Here is a 21,931-nt window from a genome sequence, read left to right as displayed (position 1 = left end):
TTGTTTATTGACCGCATTTTGAGCTCGCAAGGCGTGGCATATCAGACCGCCGAAGAAATTGAAATTGATGCCGAAAATGGAGAATATTGCACCTGCAATGGCGTAAAGTTTGCTGCAAAGTCTGCTTTGACAGCTTTTTTGGAAGCTCGAAAATTCTCGTTCTGTGAGACGACATTTCGTCCACGTTCAAACTGTATCTCAGCTATCGAATGTATGATTGATGGTAAATCAACCTATGGCTGTATATTTAACTCACAGCAGGAAGACGATTTTCCGAGTAAAGTTGAAGAAATTATTCTAGCTCTTGTGATATATTATGATGAATTTCCTCATATATTTGATGGAAATTCGTATTTTATTTATGAAAATCACGAACAAAATTACTGGGGAATTAATAAATTCAACTGCATTCAGCTTTGCTTGAGCTCTTTAGCAGCAAGTGAAAAATCTTTTATTTCTACAAGCAATGTTGTCTATTTTAAGCCATCAACATTTGATTGGATTGATCTTGATCGAATGGCTGCGGTAACTTTCGGAGCCTATCCATATTTTGAAAGTAAATACGGATTTTTAGAGTTTTATCGAGCGATAGAGGTAGGTCACCTTTCGTCGATATTAAAAGAAATAAATACACATTTCTATAAAAATGCCAGGAAAGTATTAGAAAAACAGATAAAAAACTTAGATTCTGATAGAAATATGTTTGCTAATTTTTCAGTTAGCACAGACTCTAAGAATGAATTTGCAATAATATGTAGAGAGTTGGAAAAACTAAAAGATAAAAACACTTTTGCTCAAGCACTCATGAACAATTCTAAATTTTCGACTACCCAAAATCAAAAGCCGGAAATGATAAATGATCAGCAATGGAAGGGACTTGCACTTTCTTATGAAATCCGTTGTTCCGTTGCTCACGCAGGTACAAATGGCTTGGCTATAGAAGATTTTGATGACGTTGATGAAGTGCTGCAAATCATCAATCCTATTATGGAGAAAATTGCATTAAATTGCTTAGGATTAGAGGCTGCTATTGCGCTTTAATTATCATCGGCTTCAAATAATGCCCCGTATAGCTCGCGGGCACCTTCACCACGTCCTCCGGCGTTCCTTCGGCCACAATCTCGCCGCCCTTGACGCCGCCCTCCGGCCCCAGGTCGATGATCCAGTCCGCCGTTTTGATGACGTCGAGATTATGTTCGATCACCACCACGCTGTTGCCCTGTTCGACCAGGCGGTGGAGGACCTCCAGCAATTTGCGGACATCTTCGAAATGAAGGCCGGTGGTGGGCTCGTCCAATATGTAGAGCGTCTGGCCGGTGGAGCGGCGGCTGAGTTCCTTGGCGAGTTTGACGCGCTGCGCTTCGCCGCCCGATAGGGTCGTGGCCTGCTGCCCCACCTTGACGTAGCCGAGGCCGACTTCGGCCAGCATCATCATCTTGTCGCGGATGGGCGGGACGGCCTTGAACACCTCCACCGCATCCTCGACCGTCATGTCGAGCACGTCGGCGATGGACAGGCCCTTCCACTTCACCTCCAGCGTTTCACGGTTGTAGCGTTTGCCGTTACATTCCTCGCACGTCACATAGACGTCGGGCAGGAAGTGCATCTCGATCTTGATCAGGCCGTCGCCGCTACAGGTTTCGCAGCGGCCGCCCTTCACATTGAAGCTGAACCGGCCGGGTTTGTACCCGCGTGCTTCGGATTCCGGCAATCCGGCGAACCAGTCGCGGATATTGGTGAAGGCGCCGGTGTAGGTGGCAGGGTTGCTGCGCGGGGTGCGGCCGATGGGTGACTGGTCGATGTCGATCACCTTGTCGCAATGTTCAAGGCCGGTGATCTTGTCATGCGCGCCGGCGATAACGCGCGCGCCGTTCAGCGCGCGGGCGGCAGAGGCGTAGAGCGTGTCGATGGTGAAGCTCGACTTGCCCGACCCCGACACGCCGGTGATGCAGGTGAAGGTGCCGAGCGGAATGCTGGCGGTCACATTTTTGAGGTTGTTGGCGCGCGCGCCATGGACGGTCAGTTTCTTCTTGTTGCCCTTGCGCCGTGTCTTGGGCACCGCAATCTCGCGCGTGCCGTTCAGATAGTCGGCGGTCAGGCTGCCCTTGGCTTTCAGGATTTGTTTCAGCGTCCCTTCGGCCATGACGGTGCCGCCATGCACCCCGGCGCCGGGGCCAAGGTCAACCACCCAGTCGGCGGTGCGGATGGCGTCTTCGTCATGTTCGACGACGATGACCGTGTTGCCCAGGTCGCGCAGGCGGCGCAGCGTGGCGAGTAGGCGGTCATTATCCTTCTGGTGCAGGCCGATACTGGGTTCGTCGAGCACATAAAGAACGCCCGACAGGCCCGATCCGATCTGGCTGGCGAGGCGGATACGCTGGCTTTCGCCGCCGCTCAACGTGCCCGATGTGCGGTCGAGGTTGAGATAATCAAGCCCGACATTGTTGAGGAAGCCCAGCCGTTCGTTGATTTCCTTGAGGATGGCCTTGGCGATCTGCTGTTGCTGGTTGGTCAGCGTGTCGTTGACGCTGGCGAACCAGTTCACGGCGTCGGCGACGCTCATCCGCGTGGGGATGGAAATGTCGACGCCGGCGATCTTGACCGACAGCGCCTCCGGCTTCAACCGCGCACCGTGGCAGGTCTCGCAAGGTTGCGACGTCTGGTATTTGCTCAATTCCTCGCGCATCCACGCGCTGTCGGTTTGTAGCAGGCGGCGGTTGAGGTTGCCGATGACGCCCTCGAACGCCTTACGCACCGTATATTCCTTGCGCCCGTCCTTGAAGGTCAGCTCGACCGGCAGGCCGCCGGTGCCGTGCAGGATGATCAGCTTCTGGTCAGGCAGCAGGTCTTCCCACGGGGTATCGAGGCTGAAATCATAAGCTTTCGCGAGGCTGGCGAGCACCTGCATATAATAGGGGCTGGGCGGGTTGGATTTTGCCCAGGGCACGATCGCCCCTTTTTTGAGACTGAGATGTTCGTTGGGGACGACCAGTTGCGGGTCGAACTCCTGCCGCTCGCCAAGCCCGTCGCATTCGGGGCAGGCCCCCTGCGGTGCGTTGAAGGAGAAGAGGCGCGGCGCGATTTCGGCGATGGTAAAGCCGCTGACCGGGCAGGCGAATTTCTCGCTGAACACGATGCGGTTGGCGGGCAGGCCGGTGCCTTTCATGGAGCCGCCAGTGACGTTCTTTCCTGCCATTTCTTTCCCGTTCGTGTCGAGCCCTTCGACACGCTCAGGATAAACTTCGGCGCCCTGCGCCGAAGTCGAGACACCGGTAGATTGCGCGCTACTTAGGGGTGTCTCGACTACGCTCGACACGAACGGAGTTCTGACTTCGGCAAAACCTGAGCTGGCGGTGCCCATAGCCTCCGCCACAGTCCCATCCGCCAGATCCACAAAGGCCAGGCCATCGGCAAGCTTCAACGCCGCCTCGAAACTCTCGGCCAGACGTTGCTGGATGCCGTCCTTTACCACGATGCGGTCGACGACGACTTCGATGTCATGCTTGTATTTCTTGTCGAGCGCGGGGGCTTCTTCGATGGGGTAGAATTCGCCGTCGATGCGGACGCGGGTGTAGCCCGAGCGTTGCCACTCGGCGAGTTCCTTGCGATATTCGCCCTTGCGGCCCTGCACCACAGGCGCGAGCAGGAAGGCGCGGGTGCCCTCGCGCAGGGTCATGACGCGGTCGACCATCTGGCTGACGGTCTGGGCGGTGATCGGCAGGCCCGTGGCAGGCGAATAGGGAACGCCGACGCGCGCCCAGAGCAGGCGCATATAGTCGTAAATCTCGGTCACGGTGGCGACGGTCGAGCGCGGGTTGCGGCTCGTCGTCTTCTGCTCGATGGAGATGGCGGGGGACAGGCCCTCGATATGCTCGACATCAGGTTTCTGCATCATCTCCAGAAACTGGCGCGCATAGGCGGACAGCGATTCCACATAGCGGCGCTGCCCCTCGGCATAGATGGTGTCGAAGGCCAGCGACGACTTGCCCGACCCCGACAGGCCGGTAATGACGATCAGCTTGTCCCGGGGCAGATCGATATCGACGCCCTTGAGATTATGCTCGCGCGCACCGCGCACCTTGATATGGGTGAGTGACATGAATTTCTTTGTTCCAGATTTGTTCTGATTGCACAAGAGGCAAGATGATGGGTCTCAGGTGGCGTAGAACAGGTGAATTTTCAAGCTGGGGTTTTTCCCAAGCTTGCGAAACACGGTAAATCGCGCATAAAGGAAAGATTGGGGAAGTTTTTAATTTCTACATATGGACCACATTCTTGTGATCAGGTTTTTTGCTCTATGTGCTATTTCGATGGTGGCGTCGCCTGTCATGGCGCAGGATCCAGAGGTTCTGGCTCCACCCGCGATCATTTTTCAATCCGGCACTGGCGATGGCACCGCTCCTGCTCCGGCAGTCGCGGCTATCCGGCGTGCCGAGGTAGACTGCGCGTCGCTTGAAAAAAATCTGGTCGTTATCAATGCACATTTTTATCCCGTAGAATTTGAAGTCGGCAATGCCCCGCCACGGCGATTGCTCGACCGCGGGCTTTTTGAAAAGGCACTGGCAGGGTATCGCAACCATTTCTGCAATTTCGGCCGCTTTGCAGGGCCTGCCATCATCGTCATTGTCGACTTTGCCAAACATAGCAGCCAGCCCCGCCTATACCGTGTCGATCTTCGTGACGGATATGGGCTGGATGCGCCCATAAAGGTGGCGCATGGTATCGGATCGGACCCGGATGACGATGGTTTTGCAAATTTTTTCAGCAACGTACAGGAAAGCCTGACCTCGTCATTAGGCGCAGCTTTGGGTGGGGAGCGTTATGTCGGCATCAACGGCGTCTCGCTCCGTCTCGACGGGTTGGAACCGAGCAACAGCCAGATGCGCGCGCGTGACATTGTGGTGCACAGCTATGCGCCCGAACGGCGGCGATACTTCAATGCCGATCTGGTCGCGGAACGCGGCCGGCCGGGGTCGAGTGAAGGGTGTTTTGTGGTTGAACCTTCCAAGCGCGACTGGATTCTGTATACACTTGAAAATGGGGGATATCTTTTTTCTGGCCTCAGCGGAAAATTGTCGCAAGCGGTCGATGTGCCAAAAACGCAGATCGTGTTTGCGCCGGGAACGGGCGCAAGCGGCGGTAGCCCCAGATAACAGCCTCACGCACAATGCCCCGACAAAAGGGTGGGGAGCAGGGATGAGGAGGCCCGCATCACTGCTCCCCATAAGGTGCCCGGCATTCAGGGTCGTATGGCCTGGGCAGGGGGGATTGCCACGCGCCTTGAGTGCGGACAGGCGCGCGGCAAACTTGGGATAGTTTTCGGTCTTTAGTTACCGCCGCGCTTCAAGGCTTTGCCTGGACGGATCGGCAGGGCTTTTCTGGGATGAAAATCCTGGGCGCGCGTGACACTGACGTCGCGCGTTACCTGACCGTCAGCGCGGTTCACATTGCCAGTGCGGTTATACACCTGCTCACCGTCGCGCAGCACCGTGCGGCTGTTTTCGCGGCCCGTCTCGGTCTTGCGGCCATAGGCGTCATATTCATAGGTGCGGCCTTGCTTGTCGATGGCCGAACCGGTGGTTGTAAAGCCATCTTCGGTACGGACGCGGTCATATTCATAGGAACGGGTCTTGCCGTTAAAGCCGGTCTGCGATCCGCTGCCGCTAACGCCATCTTCGGTCTTTGTCCGTTCGCGATGATGCGTGGCGGTCGCGCCGTCACTGGCGCGGGTAGCGACTGCGTCCACCGTTACATTTCCACCTTCACGGGTTACGGTCTTGGTTGCGGTGCCCTTGGGCTTTTCAATGGTGACCGTCTTGCTGGTCTGGGCATTGGCCGATGCGGCAAAGGCAAGGGCGGCGAGAGGAAGTGCGATAAGATATTTCATGGTCATTCTCCAGTTTTCATCGGGAGGGAGAATTTCCCCGCTCCTGAAACTGAAACGCATGAGGTTTGGAAACCCTTCGAAATTTTTTTGGGGTTTTTTTCGTCATCGCGGCCAGCATATCGTCACCCTGAACTTGTTTCAGGGTCCATTTGTCAGGTTATCACTGCCCTGTAGTAACAGGCTAAGCCGGGACGCACAGTTCGTTTGTCATTTATCCAATGGTTGCCGCTTCATGATGGACCCTGAAACGAGTTCAGGGTGACGGATTACCGAGGGATTGCAGTTATTCCACCCGTCACCCTCACTGCGCGCGCCGTTGCTGGCGTAGTTGGCGGCGTTCGCGCAGCGCGTTGCGTAGCGCGGCGCGTTGTTCGGGGCTTGCGGTGCGTAGCCGTTCGCGCACGGCTTCGGCTTGCTCTTCGGTCAATTTACCAGCGGCAACGGCAGGTAACGCTTCGGCAGGAGCTACGGCTTCTGGTTCCTCAGCCGCAACTGGGGAGGTCACTGCCAGCGGTTCTGCCGTGGCGGTGATTGGTGCCGAAATGCCACCGTTCCGGCGTTCGATCCGTTGCTCTCGGCGCTCGGTGAAGGCTTTCCGCACCGCGGCCTTTGTCGCAGGATCGGCATTGCGCGCCATTTCGCGCACAGCGGTACGCGCTTCCTGCCGGGTAACTTCGCCGCTCCGCACCATAGAGCGGACTTCGCGTCCTGCGACCGCCAGCTTTTGTTTAGGTGTCAGTTCGGCAAAACGCGGATCTTCGCGCAAGGCCGTCAGACGCGACGTCACGACCGCGCTTCCTTGCGGTTGTTCAGCCGGAACAGGTTCTACGATTTCCGTTTGCGGGGACTGCGCGGCAATCTGGACGGGCTTCGGTTGTGGACGGGGCGCCGGTGCCTCGACAATCTCGGCCTTGACCAGCGCTTCGGTAATCCCTGGTAGATATACCGGATGCCCGAACACACCGGCTGCAGCGGCGGTCGCGGTCGCCAGGGAAAACAAGGCTACGGACCCGACGATCCGGCTTGTCCGCCGCCATGGGCTTGGTGTGCGGCGGCGCGCAGGTAATTCCGGCATGGCGGTCGCAACCGTTCCCGTATCACCGCTGGCGATACGCGCCATCAAACGGTCTGAAAATCCGGCAGGTGCAGGCGGAACGGCATAGCTGTTCAACGCCTTTTCCATTTCGGGCGAGAATGCGGGGTCGGTCATGATCTGGCCCTCCCTTGATCGAGCACGCCTTTGCGTTCGACACAGCCTTTCAAGCTGGACCGCGCCCGGAACAGCAGCGATTCAAAGGCTTTCAATTGCATGTCCAACGTCTCCGCAGCGCCTTGATTGGGCTGCTCTTCATAATAGGTCAAAATGACCGCAGCACGCTGCCGGTCGGGTAGGGTTTCAATGCAGTCCTTCACGGCCTGTCCGGTCTCCACCGCTTCCATCTGGCGGTCGGCCAATGGGGTTTCATCCTCCCGCTCGGGCACCTCTTCGTCGCTGGCAAAGCGTTTGCGCCGCAGCCGGTCGAGGCATTGGTTGACGGTGACTTTTTTGAGCCAGGGAGCGATGCCGGGGCCGCCGACTATCCAGCGGTCCGCATGATTCCAGAGCTTTAGAAGCGATTCTTGTGCAATATCCTCCGCTTCGGCGGCATCGCCCAGCATCCGGTAGGCAACGCGCCAGACCATATTGGCATGACGATCACTGGCAAGCCGCATGGCGCCATGATCCCGCGCGGCAATACGGGCCACCAGTTCGTCATCATTTTCCTGCGTCAATTTTATCGCTTGCTGCATCATTTGGCCACTCATCATAATGCGGTTCACATGCTTTACGTTTATAAAGCAAAAACCCTTCGAAAAAATTTCGAAGGTTTTTCTTCTGTCGTCCGTTGAAGTCAAACCAGCCCTTAACCGGGCGTTTCAACAGGAGGCAGTTTATGAAAATCTGGATGATCGGACTATGCGCCGCAACAAGTCTGATGCCCTTGGCGCAAGCCCATGCGGACGACGCCAAGGATTGGCGTGCATCGTTAAATGCGGGCGTGACAGTTTATTCGCAGGATGAAGACCCACAATTTGCGAGCCTGTCGCTTGCGCGCGAATTTGAGCAGGGCTTTATCCAATTGTCCGTTTCCGCCGTGCGCGGCGGGGTGACGCAGGGCGTGTTGAATGCCGTACCGGTGGACAGCGAAACAGTGTCCCTTTCGGGCGGCCGCAGCTTCGGCGACCTCAGCGTCGACGGCTATGTGTCATTGGGCCAACGCCGTTTTGATACCGAAGTGTTCGAACGCCTTGGCCGCCGTGTTACCATAAACAGCGACGGATCAAGCTTCGCCGTCGGGGGTGGCCTGAGCTATGATGTGACGTTGGGAGAGAGCGTGATCGCGTCGCCCTTTTTGGCGGTCGATTATGACCGTATCGATGTCGGTCGCGCAGTCACGCTTCCAGGCGGCGAAGTCACGACCGTCAAATCACGCGAAGATGGTGTGACCGGCTCGGCGGGCGTTGCCCTGCAGACGGTGTTCGGACCCGATGCCCAGCACAGCTTTGGCATGAATGCGGCCTTTGTCGCGACGTCGAACAGCAGCGCCACGCGATCTGGAACGGGAAGCGGCACCATCAGCCGCATCGTCGCCGCGCGCAATGTACCGGGGCAAAGCGACGAATGGGCGGAAGTCGGCGCGAGCGCCTCTTTTGCGCTGTCGCAAGATATCAGTCTGAACCTCAACGCCAATCGCACGTTGGGATTTGCAGGGCCTGAGGCGACCAGTTTAATCGCCGGGTTAAGTTTCCGCTTCTAACTGTCACGAAAGCATGCTTTTGTGGCGGGATGATTTCTGACACCACCGAAGAGCCCATAGCCACGCCCGCCGCTACGATGGTGATTTTCCGCGAAAATCCATCGGGCGGCGCGCCGCTTTTGCTGATGGTGGAACGTATCAAAGCTATGGCCTTTGCGGGCGGCGCGGCGGTGTTTCCCGGCGGCAAGGTGGATGCGGCCGATTTCGATTATGCGGAAATGCTGGGTGGCCCCTTGCCGCTGGACGAGGCCGCGGCGCGGCTTGCGGCCATAAGGGAAACGATCGAGGAAGCCGGGCTGGCATTGGGCCTTGCCGGTGTTTCTGACCCCGCCGATTGTGACGAGGCGCGGGCAGCTTTGCATGACGGTGAGAGCTTGCAGGCGATATGCACGCGCCATGGCTGGACTCCGGACTTTGAACGGCTGGTGCCCTGGTCGCGTTGGCGGCCCCCAGCGTTCGAGCGGGCGAGCCGCGTTTTTGACACCCGTTTTTATCTGGCAGATGCGGGTGCGACCGCCCCTATCGCGACCGTGGACCACACCGAAAACCGCGCGCTATTCTGGGCTACCGCCGCCGAAGTTCTGGAAATGGCGGACCGCGGTGAGGTCAAAATCATCTTCCCGACACGCCGCAACCTCGAACGGCTTGCCCTATTCGGCACCTTTGATTCTGCCGCACGACACGCGGCGGAGCATCCCGTGACTATGGTCCAGACTTATATCGACAAGCGCGAGGACGGGAGTTGGCTGTGCATACCGGAAGGGCATGGCTATCCGGTTCTTGCCGAACCCATTGAAACGGCGATGCGCGGATGATGGCTGTCTTGCAGCAGTTGCAGGGTTTGATTGGTATCGCGCTGATCATACTGATTGCGTGGGGATTGTCGGAAAATCGCAAGGCGTTTCCGGGTTGGCGCTGGGTCGGCGGGGCGTTGCTGCTGCAAATCGGCATCGCGCTTTTGATCGTGCGTGTCCCCTTTGTGTGGGATATCGTCATGCTTGCCAATTATGCGGTGTTGGCCATCGAAAAGGCGACTTTGGTCGGGTCCAGCTATATGTTCGGTTATACCGGCGGGGGCGAAATGCCATTTGTCCTTAAGGATGGCGCGCAACCGCCGCTGATTATTGCCTTCCAGATTTTGCCGCTCGTTATCGTATTCTCGGCGCTTTCCGCGCTGTTTTGGCACTGGAAGATATTGTCGTTCATCGTGCGCGGGCTGAGCTGGGCTTTGCAAAAGACGATGGGGGTCAGCGGCGTTGTCGGACTGAGCGCCGGGGCCAATATCTTCCTCGGCGTTGTCGAGGCACCCTTGGTGGTGCGGGCCTATTTTGAGAAAATGAGCCGTAGTGAATTGTTCGCGGTCATGGTGCTGGCGATGGCGACGATCTCGGGCGCGATCCTGATCCTGTACGCGCAAACGCTGTCGAAAACGGTTCCTGATGCCGTGGGGCATATGATTTCGGCATCACTGATTGTTCTACCGGCCTCGATACTGATCGCCCGCCTGATGGTCCCGGGCGATGGCGACACCCAGATGGAGCCGGACGATACAAGCCTGCAATATGAAAGCAGCATCGACGCCGTCATCACCGGCACGATGGATGGCGTCCAATTGTTCCTGGCCGTGATCGGCATCATTATCGTCGTGTTCGCGCTGGTCGCACTGGTTGACCAGATATTGGGCGTCTTGCCGCTCATCGACGGCAGTCCGCTGACACTGCGCCGCTTTTTCGGCTGGATATTCGCGCCGCTGATGTGGGCGATCGGCATTCCATGGGAGGATGCTGGCACCGCCGGGGGGCTGATGGGGACGAAAGCCATCTTGAACGAATATGTCGCCTATCTCGACATGGCAGCATTGTCCGACGGCGAACTGGGGCCCCGAAGCAAGCTTATCATCACATATGCGTTATGCGGTTTTGCCAACCTTGCGAGCGTGGGTTTGCTCGTGTCGACCATCGGCACGCTTTGCCCCGCACGCCGCACCGACGCGGCGTCGCTGGGAATGAAAAGCTGGGTCGCAGGCAACCTCGCCTCCGCCATGACGGGGGCGATGATCGGGCTGGTGACGGTGGTTTAGTCTTTATGAATTTGATAACTGCTATACCCGGTACTTGGAACAAACTCCCTTGCCGGTCGCCCTGAAGTCCCAACTACCGTCACCCTGAACTTGTTTCAGGGTCTGACTTCACCGACGTTGAAAACTAAGACCCTGAAACAAGTTCAGGGTGACTGGTAGTTAGTTAATCAGGGTGACGAAGTGGGTTTTACGGGATCACGGGTTAGGGCGAGTAAAAACAAACCCACCTAAAGTCGTTTTACCTTAATCTTCCGGTGCGATGGTGACGATCAGGCCGTCGAGAGCATCGCTGACGGGAATCTGGCACGACAGGCGCGATGTTTCGTTGCGGTGATCGGTGCTGTCGAGCAGGTCGTTTTCGTCCTCACCCATTTTGGGCAGCTTGTCGGCAAAGGCCGGATCGATATGCACATGGCAAGTCGCGCAGGAGCAGCAACCGCCGCACAAAGCGAGCAATTCGTCAAAGCCATTGTCGCGGATGACTTCCATCAACGACAGACCATTTTCCGCCTCTACTTCGCGGCCTTCGCCATTGCGTGAGATTACGGTGACTTTGGCCATGAAAATGCTCCCTGAAGCTTGTTACGCGCCGCCTGATAAGTGGACGGGGCGCTAATGTGAAGCCCTAATTTATGGGGATAAGTAGGGGGTCCCCCTTGGCCAGCGGGGTCGGGGCGCTTATGTCCCCCTCCAACAGTATCAGAAAGCGCATCCATGACCGAAAATCGCCACGCTCCCGTCATCATCATCGGCTCCGGCCCGGCAGGCTATACTGCCGCCGTCTACGCCGCGCGCGCCAATCTGACGCCGATGATCGTGACAGGCGTGGAAATCGGTGGGCAGTTGATGACGACGACCGAAGTCGACAATTGGCCGGGCGACGACGCAGGCGTCATGGGTCCCGAACTGATGGAGCGGATGCGGAAACATGCCGAGCGCTTCGGAACGCGGATCGAGAACGACCATATTGAAAAAGTCGATTTTTCCAAACGGCCCTTTACGCTGACCGGCGGGGCGGGCGATTATACCGCCGACGCGGTGATCATCGCAACGGGCGCCAGCGCCCAATATCTGGGGCTTGCGAGTGAGACGGCTTTCATGGGCAAAGGCGTGTCGGCCTGCGCGACCTGCGACGGCTTTTTCTACCGCAACAAGCCGGTGGCGGTGATTGGCGGCGGGAACACGGCGGTTGAAGAGGCGCTTTATCTCGCCAACATCGCCAGCCATGTGACCCTCGTCCACCGCCGCGACAAGCTGAAGGCGGAGAAGATCCTGCAAGACCGGCTCTTCGCGCGGGAGGCCGAGGGCAAGGTGACGATCAGGTGGAACCACACCCTTGACGAAGTGCTGGGCGATGCGATGGGCGTCACCGGCATGCGGATCGCCGCTACAGACGGCAGCGGCACCGAAGATATCGAACTGCACGGCGTCTTCATCGCCATTGGCCATAAGCCCAACACCGGCATTTTCGAAGGGCATCTCGATATGGCCGGCGGTTATATCAGGGTCCGCGGCGGGGCAGAGGGTCAGGCGACCGAAACCAGCGTGCCCGGCGTTTTCGCCTGTGGCGACGTGATGGATCATATCTATCGCCAGGCGGTCACCAGCGCAGGAACCGGCTGCATGGCGGCGTTGGATGCAGAACGGTTTATCGACGCGCAATAGATGTATTCGAAAACGAGCGCCATCCCAGCATGATTGGGCTTCGCCTCTTCACCAAATCGTCGCGCTAACTAATCCCCCTCCCGCATGCGGGAGGGGAGGATGGTTGGCCACCTCCCCCTCTCCGCTGACACAAACCCGCCGCCCATCCCCACACCGTCGCCTATCCCCACACCGTCACCCTGAAACAAGCTCAGGGTGACGGTAGTTGGGGCAGGGTGACGCTTTGCGTTATCGTTTGTCGTGCCGACTGGCCTATTTTCGCTGCGCCAGCAATCGTAACCGCAGGGCGTTCAGTTTGATAAAGCCTGCCGCATCTTTCTGGTCATAGGCCCCGGCATCGTCTTCGAACGTCACCACTTTTTCGCTGTACAGGCTGTTGGGAGATTTCCTTCCAACGACGCTCGCCAAACCTTTGTAAAGCTTGAGCCGAACTGTTCCTGAAACCAGCGCCTGACTGTGGTCGATCGCCGCCTGCAGCATTTCGCGCTCGGGTGAAAACCAGAAGCCGTTGTAAATCAACTCGGCATATTTGGGCATCAGCTCATCTTTCAGATGGGCCGCACCGCGATCCAGTGTGATGCTCTCAATCCCGCGATGCGCGCGGGCGTAGATTTCGCCGCCCGGCGTTTCATACATGCCGCGTGACTTCATGCCGACAAAGCGGTTTTCCACCAGATCAAGGCGGCCGATGCCATGTTTTCGGCCCAGATCGTTAAGCGCCGCCAGCAAGGTGGCAGGCGACATGGCTTCGCCGTTCAGGGCAACGCCGTCACCTTTTTCAAAATCTACGGTGATATATTCCGGAGTATCTGGTGCGTCTTCGGGGTTGACCGTGCGCGAATAGACATAGTCGGGGGTTTCATCCCAGGGGTCCTCAAGGACCTTGCCCTCGCTAGAGGTATGCAGCAAATTTGCATCGGTGGAGAAAGGACTTTCCCCTCGTTTATCTTTGGGCACAGGTATCTGGTGCTGTTCGGCCCATTCGATCAGGCGGGTACGGCTCGTCAGATCCCATTCGCGCCATGGGGCGATAACCTTGATATCGGGGTTAAGGGCATAAGCCGACAGTTCAAACCGCACTTGGTCATTGCCTTTGCCAGTCGCGCCATGCGCGATGGCATCGGCCCCGGTTTCCGCGGCAATTTCAATCAGGCGCTTGGAAATAAGCGGTCGCGCGATGGACGTACCCAAGAGATAATCGCCTTCATATCGGGCATTGGCCCGCATCATGGGAAAGACAAAGTCGCGGACAAATTCTTCACGCAGGTCGTCAATAAAAATATGGTGATCGGGAACGCCCATCAACACTGCCTTGGCGCGCGCCGGTTCCAGTTCCTCGCCTTGCCCGAGGTCGGCGGTAAAGGTGACCACTTCGCATCCATATTCCACCTGCAGCCATTTCAAAATAACACTGGTGTCGAGGCCGCCAGAATAGGCAAGGACGACTTTTTTGATATTATCTTTCATCAGTGATTCCATTTGGCTGTTGGGTAGCGCCCGCGCGCCTATCAGGGTGGACAGTCACCTGCAAGGCGATAAGGAGGCAAAATATATGGCAAAGTCTGGCACCAAGACGACAAAGACGGAAGTATCTGTCGATGATTTTGTCGCAGCTGTCACCGATGAACAGCAGCGTTTGGATGCAATAAAGATAATTGACATGATGGCGCGGGTTTCGGGGCATCCCCCGACAATGTGGGGACCGAGCATTATCGGGTTTGGACAATATCATTATCGGTATGACAGCGGCCGTGAAGGCACTATGTGCCGTATCGGCTTTTCCCCCCGTAAAGGGCAAACCGTGCTGTATATTCTCGACGGTTTTCAGGAATATACGGGGATATTGTCACAACTGGGAAAGTTCAAAACCGGCAAGTCTTGCCTCTATGTAAAACGCCTTAGCGATGTTGATGAAACACTTTTGGAAGATTTATGTGCACGTTCACTTGACTGGATGGCAGAAAAATATCCTGACCAAGCGGTAACTTCGCAGTGAAATAGTGCGAACACTTGATTGCGGACGGGGTTTAACCTCCCTTTTTTCCTCGCCCGCACCCATTTCAGGACGCCGACCATGAACGCTTATTATACTGCTGCACTAATCCCGATTATCGCCGCGCTATGCGCTTGCCAGAAAGCCCCCGAAATAATTGATGAAGCACAGGCGAAGGCTCCGGTATCCTCAGCGAGCGTCAATAACCCCGTCATTGTCGAACTGTACCAGAGCCAGGGCTGTTCGTCCTGTCCACCCGCCAATGCCGCGGTCAATGCCGTTGCCGACCAACCGGGCGTCATCGCGCTCAGTTTTGCGGTGACATATTGGGACCGGCTGGGCTGGAAGGATGTTTTCGGAGATAAAGCCTACACCCAAAGGCAATATGATTACGCCCACGCGCTGGGCAACCCCAATGTGTATACACCGCAAATCGTCATCAACGGGAAAACCGCCATAACCGGTATTAAAAGTGGTGAATTGGCCCAAAATATTGCTTCGGCGAAGGGCCTGTCGGGTGGGCCTTCAATCGATGTTAATGGCGATAAGGTGATGATCGGTCGCGGGACCGGTGCGGCCAATATATGGATCGTTCGCTATGATCCGCGTATCCAGAATGTCGCCATCCGTTCAGGTGAAAACACAGGGCGGACTTTACCCCATAAAAATATCGTGCGGTCATTGACCAAGCTTGGCGAATGGAACGGCGCTGCCCAGGGTTACACCTTGTCCAGTGCGGCAGATAAAGGCCTGAAAACCGCGATATTGGTGCAGCGCCAAGGTGCTGGTCCGATTATCGCTGCAAAAGTGATTTAGGGTCCTGACCCTTCTCACTCAGCGGGTTGTTTTTCACCATTAGGTGAATTCTTGCCCCGGCCAGATTGCCGTATTTTGAATTGCCGGCGGCTAGACATATGGCGCGCGGCAACCACTACCAGAATCAAAAGCATCAACGCACATAATGCGTAAGCGATGATAACTCTGTTTTCCATCAGTACGAAGACATCCATTAATTGCTAATGTTCGATTGTTCACCGCCAATAATGAATCTGTTTTACGTTGCAACACTATTTTTATGAATTTACTGGGTGGCGACAAGGCATTCCGTGCCATCCGCAAATTCCATGAAACAGCCTGATTCCAGCAATAAACAATCACCAACGACGCCGCTAACACCGTTGCTTGTCACTTCACCCTTTAACGGGACAACCCAAAGCCAGTTTCCACGTGGCATTTCCGGTAAACCATCAACACTCGTCACAAACTGCATTTTGAAAAAGGGACTGTCTGAAATGCACAGGCCGCTTTCAACATTACCCGATCGCTTGTCGCAATAAGGCACCGCGACCGAAACCTCCACGCCATCTTCAAGATGCAACGGGCGGGGACGGCCATAATCATATAACCGATAGGTGATGTCGGCATTCTGCTGGATCTCGACCAATGTGATACCCGCACCGATGGCATGTACTGTTCCAGCCGGGATATAGAAATAGTCGCCCGCCTTTACAGGTTTCCAGTCCATCAATTGTTCGATGTCGCCGGACAAAGAAGCTGCGCGCAGCTCGTCGCTATTCAACGGTCGGGTCGTTCCCATGCCAAGGACAGCATTCGGTTCGGCATCAACAATGAACCAGCATTCTTCTTTGCCGGAAATCATCCCACGCTGACGTGCCTGTGCGTCATTGGGGTGGACCTGAATGGACAGCTTTTCACTGGTAAACAGCCATTTCACCAGTATCGGCAAATCGTCAGATTGTTCACCTTCATACCAGATTTCGCCAATGCGGCGTCCACCCATATCACCAAATTCGGGCGGAATGTCGGTTCGGCCCCAAGGTTTGTCCACAAGATGCTTGTTCAATTTCATGTGTTTTCGCTTAACAGCAAAATTAAGCTTTTGCACTGCACAAAGTCCCGCTAGTGCAGCGAAAATAATAAAATCTCCCCGGGCGCCACTGTTGATGCTGGAGCCATCTATGACTGAATATGTTACCCGTTCGACCCTGCAAGTCGCAGAGGAATTGGCACTTTTTGTTGAAACCCGTGCGCTCGCCGGAACCGGCATTGCGGTTGATCATCTGTGGCTGGGACTAGCCGATATTCTTGCTCGCTTTGTTCCGCTTAACCGTGCTTTGCTGGCCAGACGTGATGATATCCAGGCAAAGATGGACGCTTGGCACCGCGCCAATCCGGGTCCGATTGCGGATATGGACGTTTATAAGGCGCACCTGCACGAAATTGGCTATCTGGTCCCCGAACCGCAACCTTTTGCCATCGACACCCGGAATGTAGATGCCGAAATCGCAACGATGGCGGGACCGCAATTGGTGGTCCCTTCACTTAATGACCGCTTTGTCCTGAACGCTGCTAATGCACGCTGGGGTAGCCTTTATGACGCTCTGTACGGCACGGATGTTCTCGATGCCGCGCCCGCACAGCCTGGCGGATATGATTCGGCACGTGGTTCAGCGGTTATCGCTTACGCACGCAATTTCCTCAACGAAACGGTACCGGGATGGGACGCCGTGCTTTCGGGCGGTACTTCTTCCTATTTTGTCGCCAGAGCGGGTACAGAAATCGCACCGCGCTATTTATTCAAGCAGAATGGCCTGCATATCGAAATTGTGGTCGACCCCGCGCACCCCATCGGCGCAACGGATAACTTGCATATTGCCGATGTGATCCTTGAGTCAGCGCTGACAACAATCATCGATTTGGAAGATTCTGTGGCGGCAGTCGATGCGGCGGACAAGGTTGCGGCCTATACCAATTGGCTTGGCCTCATGCGCGGCGATCTGGTCGCGTCATTTGAAAAGGGCGGGCGCACTTTGACGCGCGCGCTGGATGAAGATCGCGTCTATGACGGCCTCGTTCTGCCCGGACGCAGCCTGATGTTCGTGCGTAATGTCGGGCATTTGATGACCAATCCGGCGGTACGGCTTGCAGATGGCAGCGAGGCTCCGGAAGGCATTTTGGACGCGCTCTTCACGTCCTTATGTGCACTGCACGACCTGAAAGGTCTTGGCACCCTCCGCAACAGCCGAGCTGGTTCGATCTATATCGTCAAGCCCAAGATGCACGGACCGGAAGAAGCCGCGTTGACCAACACGCTGTTCGACGCGGTCGAAGATGTCCTCGGCATTGCGCGCCACACCATCAAGGTTGGCGTGATGGACGAAGAGCGCCGGACCAGCGCTAACCTTGCCGCCTGTATTCACGCCGTCAAGGATCGGATTGTGTTCATTAACACCGGCTTCCTCGACCGCACCGGCGACGAAATGCACACCGCGATGCAGGCTGGCCCCATGATCCGCAAGGCCGAGATGAAAACATCGAGCTGGATACAGGCCTATGAAGCGCGCAATGTGCAGATTGGCCTTGCCTGCGGGCTTTCGGGCAAGGCGCAGATTGGCAAAGGCATGTGGGCGGCGCCTGACATGATGAAGGACATGATGGTCCAGAAAATCGGCCACCCCAAAGCGGGGGCAAATACCGCATGGGTCCCGTCCCCCACCGCCGCGACCTTGCACGCGATGCACTATCACCAGTTCGACGTGTTTGCGCGGCAGGCCGAACTTGCCAATCAAGCCACGCCCGGTCTTGACCCATTGCTGACTATTCCAGTCGCTCCTGTCGGCCATAACTGGTCCGATGAAGAAGTGACGCAAGAGCTGGAAAATAACGCCCAGGGGATTTTGGGCTATGTCGTCCGCTGGATTGATCAGGGCGTCGGTTGCTCCAAGGTGCCCGATATTCACGATGTCGGCCTGATGGAGGATCGCGCCACCTTGCGGATTTCATCGCAACATATCGCCAACTGGATTCTCCATGGCATTGCGACCAAGGCGCAGGTGGACGCCGCCCTCACCAAGATGGCCGCCAAGGTGGATGGGCAGAATGCTGGCGATCCGCTTTATGAAAAGCTGACACCGGACAGCATAGCTTTCAAAGCCGCCCGCGCACTTATCTTTGAAGGTGTCCACCAACCCAACGGCTATACCGAACCGTTGCTGCACAAATTCCGGCTGGAAAAGAAGGCAAGGTAGGTTCTGACCTTAGGTAATGTTAACATTACCTAACACTTGAAATAAAAGTATTTCCGATACACAAAGCGGTATTGGGAGTTTTGGGATTATGCGGGAATTAACAATCCGGTCCGTCATATTGGGCGGTCTGATTACTTTGGTGTTTACGGCGGCGAATGTTTATCTGGGCCTGAAGGCTGGTTTGACGTTCGCTACGTCCATTCCCGCGGCGGTTATTTCAATGGCCATATTGCGGATGCTTCCGGGCGGGACGATCCTTGAAAACAATATCGTGCAAACCATCGCCAGCGCGGCAGGAACATTGTCGGCAATTATCTTTGTACTGCCCGGTCTGGTAATATTGGGATATTGGCAAGGCTTCCCTTTCCTGACCACGGCCGCCGTCTGTGCGGCCGGCGGAATTTTGGGCGTCATGTTTTCGGTCCCCCTGCGCCGTGCGCTGGTGACCGGATCAGACCTTCCCTATCCCGAAGGCAAGGCGGCCGCCGAAGTGTTGATTGTCGGATCGGCTGAAGGATCTGAATCAGATGAAAACAAGCGCGGTCTTGCGACCATATTGGTCAATTCCCTCCTTTCGGCAGGGCTTTCACTTCTGATCTCCATGAAGCTGGTCGCCGGTGAAATCGCCCGCTATTTCAAAGTAGGAGCTGGAGCCACGGGCGCGTCCACCTCGATCAGTCTGGCGCTCGTCGGGGTCGGTCATCTGGTCGGGCTGTCGGTCGGGCTTGCGATGCTTTTGGGCATGGCGATCAGCTGGATCGGGCTGGTTCCCTATTTCAGCCAAGGCGTTGCAGGCGCGGACGCCGCGGAAATCGCCGGGACCGTGTTCCGCGAAAAAGCTCGCTTCATTGGCGCAGGCACGATTGGCGTGGCTGCAATCTGGACATTGCTCAAAATCATCGGACCGATTGTTCAGGGCCTTAAAGGCGCGATGGCCGCCTCAGCCGCGCGGTCGGCAGGCGATATGCTTTCGCTGACCGAACGTGATATTCCGATCAATACCGTGGGTGCCATCATCGTTGCGACCCTCGTTCCGATTGCCTTTTTGTTGTGGCAATTTCTGTCCAGCACGCCGATTGCCGGAATGGCAGGTCCAATCATTGGACTTACCCTTATTTACATATTGCTCGCCGGTATCGTCATCGCGTCAGTCTGCGGTTACATGGCCGGCCTTATCGGTGCATCCAACAGCCCGATTTCGGGCGTCGGTATTTTGGCCGTCGTCGGCGCTTCCCTGATGCTTCTCGGCTTTTTCGGCCGGGGCGAAACTCCTGATGAAACCAGCGCGATGATTGCCTACGCTCTGTTCGCCACCGCGATTATCTTTGGCATTGCCACCATTTCCAACGACAATCTGCAGGACTTGAAAACCGGGCAGATTGTCGGAGCGACGCCATGGCGTCAGCAGATTGCATTGGTGATAGGCGTGCTCTTCGGCAGCCTCGCCATTCCGCCCGTGCTCGAATTGCTCAACAACGCCTTTGGCTTTGCAGGCAGCGCTGGCGCAGGTGCAAATGCGCTGGCTGCGCCCCAGGCCTTGCTGATCTCCGCTTTGGCCAAAGGCGTTTTGGGTGGTGATCTCGACTGGCCACTGCTTGGCCTTGGTGCCATGATTGGCGTGGCCGTCGTTATTGTTGATGAATTGCTGGGGAAGGCGGGTAAGCGCCGCCTGCCGCCACTGGGTGTCGGCATGGGAGTTTATCTTCCCATGGCACTGACGTTCCTGATCATTGTCGGCACGGTTCTAGGGCATTATTACGACAAATGGGCGGATACCTGTAACGACCGTGAAGCGGCGAAACGCATGGGTGTTCTGGCGGCAACCGGCCTTATCGTGGGGGAAAGCCTGTTCGGCGTTGCGTTTGCAGGAATCGTAGCAGGCAGCGGCAGCGACGCGCCGTTGGCTGTTGTCGGCGAGAGTTTTGAACCCTTCGCCATGTGGGGCGGTACAGCCTTATTTATTGCTATGCTGTGGTGGATCTACCGGCGAACGAAGCGGGAGGCTTTGGCCTAATTGGCACCGCTTTTTTAACCAATTCGCCTTAGGGTGATCGGGTGAAAATATGTGACGTAGAAACCGATCCCAAACCCGTGTCCGCCGTCAGCACCGCTGTCGGCCTTTGCGGGTTATCGGGATTGGCAATTGCTGTCCTGATCGCACGCAATTTCGGCTCGATTATGGACATGCTGGGTTTTCCCGGATGGCCGGAACGTGCCGATGGCGGCTATTCGGCGCTGGTTGCACTGGTCTTTTGCGGTCTGCCCATGGTGCTTTGGTCACTGTTGGTGAACAAAGTGCACCGGCGCCCGTCGACGGGACTGGACTGGTCTTTAAAGCGACCTGTTGCCGATGTCCTCGATACCAGCATCATCAAAATTGCGGGGCTATGGACGACATGGGGGATGATTGGGTCCATCTACGGGCTTTGCCGCTTTTATTGGAATGGTGACTATCTGTTTTCAATGGAGATGTTTCAGGTCGCCGCCATTCCACTCATCCTCATATCCGTGCCCTATATCGTCTGGCTAGACCGCTATCTGGTTAATCCACGCGACGGTGCATGGCATTTGGGTGCGTGGATTGCGGGGCGCGATGACGGGGATAAAGACGAAATATTTCACCATTTGCGGGCTTGGGCGGTGAAGGGATTTTTTCTTGCGTTCATGATTTCAATCGTACCGGGTGGATTTCGGGACATTGTCAATATGAACTTTGCCGTGGTTGCATCCAATCCCGTGTGGCTAGCCAATGCCCTGATTACCGGGATGTTCCTCGTCGATGTGCAGTTTGCAACGGTTGGCTATATGCTGACGATGAAACCGCTGGACGCCCATATCCGTACGGCCAATCCCTATCTGGCTGGATGGGTTGCGGCGTTGATGTGTTATCCGCCCTTCATCCTGATGAACAATGGCGGCCCCCTCGATTATCATATGGGCACCAGCGACTGGGCCTATTGGTTTCAGGGGCAGACGCTGCTTTTGTGGATCTGGGGCGGGATGCTGGTCGTTCTGACCGGTATATATGCGTGGGCGACGGTGGCGTTCGGACTGCGCTTTTCCAACCTGACCCATCGCGGCATCCTAACACATGGACCCTATGCCTTTACCAAACATCCGGCTTATTTGAGCAAGAACAGCTATTGGTGGCTGGCAACACTACCATTTCTGGTGACCACCGGCAGCACCGCCGACATGATCCGCAACACCGCGATCCTCGCGCTGGTCAGCGGCATTTATTACTGGCGCGCGCGGACAGAGGAAAGGCATCTTATGGCCGACCCGGCCTATGCCGAATATGCGGCCTGGATGCAGCGCAACGCCGCGATCCCACGTTTCTTCGCATGGCTACGTCGGCTTGTCGGCAATCGCCTGCATAACGGCAGCCCAGTGCAGCCTGCGGAATAAAGTCCGCCACGCAACCACACTTTAGCCGTTCAATTAAACCTGCTATCCTTT

Annotated in this window: 18 protein-coding genes; 11 read left to right on the top strand and 7 right to left on the bottom strand. The window is 56.3% G+C overall.

Translation table 11 applies throughout. From position 1 onward, the window contains the following. Complete coding sequence (locus EUU23_RS07970; protein WP_160353638.1) at window positions 1-1,041, top strand: hypothetical protein; 1,041 nt, start codon at window positions 1-3, stop codon at window positions 1,039-1,041. On the opposite strand, the gene uvrA is transcribed toward EUU23_RS07970, so the two are convergent. After that, on the bottom strand, window positions 1,028-4,099 hold the full coding sequence (uvrA, locus tag EUU23_RS07965; RefSeq protein WP_160353637.1) for an excinuclease ABC subunit UvrA: 3,072 nt from the start codon (window positions 4,097-4,099) through the stop codon (window positions 1,028-1,030). The two genes, EUU23_RS07970 and uvrA, sit on opposite strands and share 14 nt — an antisense overlap. A gap of 211 nt (window positions 4,100-4,310) precedes the next feature. Between uvrA and EUU23_RS07960 the strand changes: the two genes are divergently transcribed. Then, the gene (locus EUU23_RS07960) at window positions 4,311-5,153 is read left to right on the top strand and encodes a murein L,D-transpeptidase catalytic domain-containing protein (protein WP_160353636.1); all 843 of its coding nucleotides are present in this window, start codon (window positions 4,311-4,313) and stop codon (window positions 5,151-5,153) included. 173 nt (window positions 5,154-5,326) lie between these two features. Here EUU23_RS07960 and EUU23_RS07955 read toward each other — a convergent pair whose 3' ends face one another. The 3 genes from EUU23_RS07955 to EUU23_RS07945 form a co-directional block, all read right to left on the bottom strand. Then, complete coding sequence (locus EUU23_RS07955) at window positions 5,327-5,887, bottom strand: hypothetical protein (protein WP_160353635.1); 561 nt, start codon at window positions 5,885-5,887, stop codon at window positions 5,327-5,329. Window positions 5,888-6,188: 301 nt separating this feature from the next. After that, window positions 6,189-7,097: a hypothetical protein gene (locus EUU23_RS07950; protein WP_160353634.1), complete on the bottom strand. Its 909-nt coding sequence runs from the start codon at window positions 7,095-7,097 to the stop codon at window positions 6,189-6,191. Beyond that, entirely contained in the window at window positions 7,094-7,696 is a 603-nt protein-coding gene (locus EUU23_RS07945; RefSeq protein WP_160353633.1) for a sigma-70 family RNA polymerase sigma factor, read from the bottom strand. The genes EUU23_RS07950 and EUU23_RS07945 overlap by 4 nt, the downstream gene beginning before the upstream one ends. Before the next feature lie 125 nt (window positions 7,697-7,821). Here EUU23_RS07945 and EUU23_RS07940 point away from each other — a divergent pair, with 125 nt between their 5' ends. The 3 genes from EUU23_RS07940 to EUU23_RS07930 are packed head-to-tail and all read left to right on the top strand — an operon-like array spanning window position 7,822 to window position 10,765. Then, window positions 7,822-8,685 (top strand): autotransporter outer membrane beta-barrel domain-containing protein, encoded by an 864-nt coding sequence (locus EUU23_RS07940; RefSeq protein WP_160353632.1) that lies wholly within the window; start codon window positions 7,822-7,824, stop codon window positions 8,683-8,685. A 29-nt stretch (window positions 8,686-8,714) separates the two neighbouring features. Beyond that, window positions 8,715-9,500 carry an NUDIX hydrolase gene (locus EUU23_RS07935; protein ID WP_246156369.1) on the top strand — a complete coding sequence of 262 codons (786 nt, stop codon included), beginning with the start codon at window positions 8,715-8,717 and terminating at the stop codon, window positions 9,498-9,500. Beyond that, window positions 9,497-10,765: a NupC/NupG family nucleoside CNT transporter gene (locus EUU23_RS07930; RefSeq protein ID WP_246156368.1), complete on the top strand. Its 1,269-nt coding sequence runs from the start codon at window positions 9,497-9,499 to the stop codon at window positions 10,763-10,765. Before EUU23_RS07935 ends, EUU23_RS07930 begins: the two co-directional genes overlap by 4 nt. Window positions 10,766-11,008: 243 nt before the next feature. Here the strand turns inward: EUU23_RS07930 and EUU23_RS07925 are convergent, their stop codons facing one another. Then, complete coding sequence (locus EUU23_RS07925) at window positions 11,009-11,326, bottom strand: 2Fe-2S iron-sulfur cluster-binding protein (RefSeq protein WP_158897494.1); 318 nt, start codon at window positions 11,324-11,326, stop codon at window positions 11,009-11,011. Window positions 11,327-11,479: 153 nt separating this feature from the next. Between EUU23_RS07925 and trxB the strand changes: the two genes are divergently transcribed. Beyond that, window positions 11,480-12,430 (top strand): thioredoxin-disulfide reductase, encoded by a 951-nt coding sequence (gene trxB, locus EUU23_RS07920; RefSeq protein WP_160353631.1) that lies wholly within the window; start codon window positions 11,480-11,482, stop codon window positions 12,428-12,430. A 252-nt stretch (window positions 12,431-12,682) separates the two neighbouring features. Here the strand turns inward: trxB and EUU23_RS07915 are convergent, their stop codons facing one another. Then, the gene (locus EUU23_RS07915; RefSeq protein ID WP_160353630.1) at window positions 12,683-13,897 is read right to left on the bottom strand and encodes an argininosuccinate synthase; all 1,215 of its coding nucleotides are present in this window, start codon (window positions 13,895-13,897) and stop codon (window positions 12,683-12,685) included. An 85-nt stretch (window positions 13,898-13,982) separates the two neighbouring features. On the opposite strand from EUU23_RS07915, the gene EUU23_RS07910 reads away from it, so the two are divergent. Beyond that, window positions 13,983-14,426, top strand: coding sequence for a DUF1801 domain-containing protein (locus tag EUU23_RS07910; protein ID WP_160354650.1), 444 nt, complete (start codon window positions 13,983-13,985; stop codon window positions 14,424-14,426). 78 nt (window positions 14,427-14,504) lie between these two features. Beyond that, window positions 14,505-15,239, top strand: a complete 735-nt coding sequence (locus EUU23_RS07905; protein WP_160353629.1) for a DUF1223 domain-containing protein — start codon at window positions 14,505-14,507, stop codon at window positions 15,237-15,239. A 265-nt stretch (window positions 15,240-15,504) separates the two neighbouring features. On the opposite strand, the gene EUU23_RS07900 is transcribed toward EUU23_RS07905, so the two are convergent. Further along, complete coding sequence (locus tag EUU23_RS07900; protein WP_179956533.1) at window positions 15,505-16,293, bottom strand: type I phosphomannose isomerase catalytic subunit; 789 nt, start codon at window positions 16,291-16,293, stop codon at window positions 15,505-15,507. Between the two features lie 109 nt (window positions 16,294-16,402). Between EUU23_RS07900 and EUU23_RS07895 the strand changes: the two genes are divergently transcribed. The 3 genes from EUU23_RS07895 to EUU23_RS07885 all read left to right on the top strand — a co-directional run bounded on the left by EUU23_RS07895 (window position 16,403) and on the right by EUU23_RS07885 (window position 21,880). Beyond that, window positions 16,403-18,472 carry a malate synthase G gene (locus tag EUU23_RS07895; protein WP_160353628.1) on the top strand — a complete coding sequence of 690 codons (2,070 nt, stop codon included), beginning with the start codon at window positions 16,403-16,405 and terminating at the stop codon, window positions 18,470-18,472. 88 nt (window positions 18,473-18,560) lie between these two features. Next, entirely contained in the window at window positions 18,561-20,486 is a 1,926-nt protein-coding gene (locus EUU23_RS07890; RefSeq protein ID WP_160353627.1) for an OPT family oligopeptide transporter, read from the top strand. 41 nt (window positions 20,487-20,527) lie between these two features. Beyond that, complete coding sequence (locus EUU23_RS07885) at window positions 20,528-21,880, top strand: methyltransferase family protein (protein ID WP_343032696.1); 1,353 nt, start codon at window positions 20,528-20,530, stop codon at window positions 21,878-21,880. Window positions 21,881-21,931: the final 51 nt, after the last annotated feature.

This window comes from Sphingorhabdus profundilacus (assembly GCF_009769755.1).
Lineage (GTDB): Bacteria > Pseudomonadota > Alphaproteobacteria > Sphingomonadales > Sphingomonadaceae > Sphingorhabdus_B > Sphingorhabdus_B profundilacus.
Note: the sequence above shows the minus strand (reverse complement) of the source record. Positions and strands in the feature narration are given on the sequence as shown.